The organism is Pseudomonas sp. RL_5y_Pfl2_73, from assembly GCF_963970515.1.
GTDB lineage: Bacteria > Pseudomonadota > Gammaproteobacteria > Pseudomonadales > Pseudomonadaceae > Aquipseudomonas.
The window spans coordinates 1-3,837 of record NZ_CAXAPD010000074.1 but is presented as its reverse complement, the minus strand read 5'-3'; the positions used below and the strand labels follow the sequence as shown (position 1 = coordinate 3,837).

Annotated in this window: 5 protein-coding genes; 4 read left to right on the top strand and 1 reads right to left on the bottom strand. The window is 53.7% G+C overall.

The features are described 5' to 3' along the window. From AACY42_RS28060 to AACY42_RS28050, 3 genes are all read left to right on the top strand, one after another. Positions 1–602 (top strand): RHS repeat-associated core domain-containing protein (locus AACY42_RS28060; protein ID WP_339483753.1); only part of this gene is annotated, 602 nt, incomplete at its 5' end. Beyond that, positions 595–1,008: a hypothetical protein gene (locus AACY42_RS28055; protein WP_339483752.1), complete on the top strand. Its 414-nt coding sequence runs from the start codon at positions 595–597 to the stop codon at positions 1,006–1,008. The genes AACY42_RS28060 and AACY42_RS28055, both read left to right, overlap by 8 nt. Before the next feature lie 154 nt (positions 1,009–1,162). After that, on the top strand, positions 1,163–1,426 hold the full coding sequence (locus AACY42_RS28050; protein ID WP_339483751.1) for a PAAR domain-containing protein: 264 nt from the start codon (positions 1,163–1,165) through the stop codon (positions 1,424–1,426). Between the two features lie 23 nt (positions 1,427–1,449). Here the strand turns inward: AACY42_RS28050 and AACY42_RS28045 are convergent. After that, positions 1,450–2,633 (bottom strand): IS3 family transposase gene (locus AACY42_RS28045; protein ID WP_339464584.1). Its coding sequence is split into 2 segments (ribosomal slippage): positions 1,450–2,369 and positions 2,369–2,633, totalling 1,185 coding nucleotides; the frame shifts between segments, so codons are not numbered across the junction. Positions 2,634–2,772: 139 nt separating this feature from the next. Here AACY42_RS28045 and AACY42_RS28040 point away from each other — a divergent pair. Then, on the top strand, positions 2,773–3,837 hold a 1,065-nt coding region (locus tag AACY42_RS28040; RefSeq protein ID WP_339483749.1), incomplete at its 3' end, for an RHS domain-containing protein.

The window sequence follows — 3,837 nt, the reverse complement described above, 5'->3', positions numbered from 1 at the left end:
GCGAGACCGCCAAACGGGCGGACATCCGCAATTCGTTGCGCTTTCAAGGGCAGTACTTCGATGTGGAAACCGGGCTGCACTACAACCGCTATCGGTACTATGATCCACAGGTCGGGCGGTTTATTGGTAAGGACCCGATTGGGTTTTCGGGAGGTCTGAATGTTTATGCCTATGCGCCGAACCCCGCAAATTGGATAGACCCCTTAGGATTGAGCATAACTCTCGCAGAACGACTTGCGAACAAAGCCCAGAATTTGCCAGCTTCGAAACGGCCAAATACGGTAGCTGCAATAACATCTACAGACGGGAGAATTACCATCGGAAAGAACCAAGGCGGAGTGATCAACTCTGAAGTTCAAAATGCTCTAGATGGAATAACTCCCAACGAATTTTCTGCTCAATGTGCGGAAGTAAACGCAATCGCCCGAGCAAGGAACAAAGGAATAGACCTGAAGGGAGCAACAATTTCAGTGGCAAATGTGCGCGGAAAGAAAAGCAGCAGCGGCGTTCATGGAACCAGCAAACCTCCATGTTCGGTTTGCAATCCACTTTTAAACAAATTTGACATGAATCTATTAGAGAGATGCAATAAAAATGGATAAGTCAGAGACACTATTGAAATTCAAGAACCTCCCAATTCAAGACATCCAACTGTACGGATCTTTATGCCTGAGAGCATATTGCGAGCAAAAAAAACTGTCTCACCCTGCCATTTCCAAGCTACTCAATCATCTTGAGATGATGCACTCAAGTAAAAACCTACCTGAATGGGATAGCAAAGGCGCTTTATTAGAGGTGAATGGAAGAGGAGATGACATACCAACAGACCTAGAAGACATTTTGATGCAGAAAAAAGCCACCGACTTCACCTCCCTTGTTGACAATGTAGTGGAGATAGGAATCGTGGATCTGTATGGAGAGAAAACAAACCTCCCTATCCAATTCCTAGAACGAGCAATGGCAATATTGGAAAAGAACAACATCCCATTACCACTAGCCAACAAATAATTCATTAACATCCAAAATAATCTTAACCATCAGAACGCAAGGATAAATATGGCAAACAGACCATACCCCAAAAACACTATCTTGGTAAATATCACGAAAAGGCACTTCATAACGATGAGTTACATTACTCGACAATCAGAGTGAGCATAGCGAAATGAAGACCATAGTTCGACTCGGCGATACCACCGACCATGGCGGTGTTGTCACCGAATCCATCCCCCACACCAACCTCAATGGCAAACCCATGGCCGGCAAAGGCCACATGGTGATGTGCCCCTTATGCAAGGGCCCCTTCCCGATTGCAGAAGGCAGCAGTACCTATTCCGTCAACGGCATTCCCGTGGCGTTGGATGGCATGAAGACCTCCTGCGGTGCAACCCTGATCGCCAGCGGCTCCCGCGGCTCTGTCCATAGATGATGACCACTGCGCCATTGTGGTTGTCAACTAATTCCGGACACCTCGATAGGTGGTTTCGATGCCATCGCCCGCTCGTAAACGGTCGGCGGCAGATACCCCAGTTTTGAGTGCAGCCGTTCGTTGTTGTAAAACCCAACGATGTACTCAGTGATGTCGCGGATAGCTTCTGCATGGTTGGCATAATCACGTCGCCATACACGCTCCATTTTCAAGCTCAGGAAGAAGCGCTCCATCACCGCGTTGTCCCAGCAGTTACCTTTACGGCTCATGCTCTGCTGCATGTCGTTTCGCGCCAGCAACGCTCTGTAACTTGCGCTCGCGTACTGGCTGCCACGGTCTGAGTGGGCTATCAGTCCTGGTGGCGGCTGGCGCTGAGCGATGGCCAACTGCATCGCGCTACACACCAACTCTGCCGGCATGTTCGGGGCCATGGCCCAGCCCACTATCTTGCGTGAAAACAAGTCCAACACCACCGCCAGGTACAACCAGCCACTGCGAGTGCGGATGTAGGTTATGTCGGCCACCCAAGCCTTGTTTGGCGCCGTTGGGTCAAACTGACGGCCCAATATATTCTCTGCAATCGGCAAGTCATGGTTGCTATCGGTTGTGTGCACAAACTTGCGCTTCCAGGCCGAACGCAGGCCGTTGGCACGCATTAAACGACGGATTTTATAAAGACCGACAGCCATACCTTTGCCGCGCAAAGCATCACGCAACGGGCGGCTACCGTAGCAGCCACCACTTGCAGCAAACGATGCCTTGAGTTGCACAACGACAGGACAGCTCTGCCGAATAGGCGCCTCAGCGCGTTTTTGGGCCTCGTAGAAGCCGGATCGACTGACGTTTAATAAACGGCAGACATACGCCACCGAATAAGCCTTCTGTTGCAGCTGCCGAACCAGTCGATACGTTACTTCAGCTCGCGGGCAAAGAAGGCGGTAGCCTTTTTTAAGATGTCGTTATCCACCTTGAGCTGCCGGTTCTCTTGCTCCAGTTGGCGGATGCGCTGCTGTTCAGACGTCAACGGTTTACCGATTCCGGATTGTCCCAGTTGCTCGGCCTCGTACTGCTGCACCCAGCGTCGAACAGCCGTCTCACCAATATTCAGATCCCGGCAGACCTGCGGCACGGTCAATCCCTGATCCTTGATCATCTTCACGACTTGCAGCTTGAAGCTGTCGTCGAATGTTCTGCGTTTGTCGGTCATGAAAAACTCCTCGATAGATGCATTTTCCACCTATCGGGGTGTCCGGGGAAATTAGACCACTACACTGCAATGGTTCTACGACCGTGCGGGCAACAACACTCGCGAACATCAATACCTGCGCTACCTGCAGGAACCGCATGTGGCAGTGTGGAAACATGAATACGATGCCCTCAACCAACGCATCGCCACCACCCGACCGGACGGTCATCGCGTCAGTTGGTTGACCTATGGCAGCGGCCATTTGCTGGCTTTGAAGGTCGACGATCAGGAGCTTCTCAGCTACCAGCGCGACAACCTCCATCGTGAAATCGCCCGTGACCAAGGCAACGGCCTGCAACAACGCCAGGCCTGGACACCCAACGGCCAGTTGCAGGAACAAGCCATCGGTAAACGCGGCGATGCCCAGCGCTTGGTGGTACGCAATTACCGGCATGATGCCGCCGGCCAACTGACCCGTATTGACGACACCCGGCGCGGCGCTCTCAGCTACCGCTACGATCCGCTCGGTCGCCTGCTTGCCGCCCAGACCATCAATGGCGAAGAGACCTTCGCCTTCGATCCAGCCAGCAACCTGCTGGACCCGCAGGCACCGCGCCGTCCCAATCAATACGGCCCACCCAAGCTGCTGGACAACCTGCTGCGTGACTACGTCGGCACGCACTACAGCTACGACGAGCGCGGCAACCTCAAGGAGCGCCTGCACAACGGCAAGAAATCCCAGTTCACCTGGGATTTGTACGACCGTCTGATCGGCTACGCAGATGACCGACTGACCGTCAGCTTTGCCTACGACGCGCTGGGCCGTCGGCTGTTCAAGCTGTCCAAGGCCAAGTATCACGACCGTCGTGAAGCCGGGCCGATGTGGAACAAGCTGGAACGTGCCAAGCTCGACGAGCAATACGGCTGCGGCTACACCATCTACGGTTGGGACGGTGACTTGCTGGCCTTTGAGAGCCGTAACAACGACAAGAGCGAACGCCTGACCCACTACTTTTTTGAGCCGGGCAGTTTTGTGCCGGTGGCGCAGGCGGTGGAGCAACGCAGCATCCAACTGCTGCCCGAGCCGGCCTATGAGGACGCTTACGACATCGACCGCGATCCGCTGTGGCAGCACAAACCGACGCCGATCAAGTTCAGCGCACTCGCCTGGTACCAGTGCGACCATCTTGGCACGCCGATGGAGCTGACCGACGAACAGGGCGAT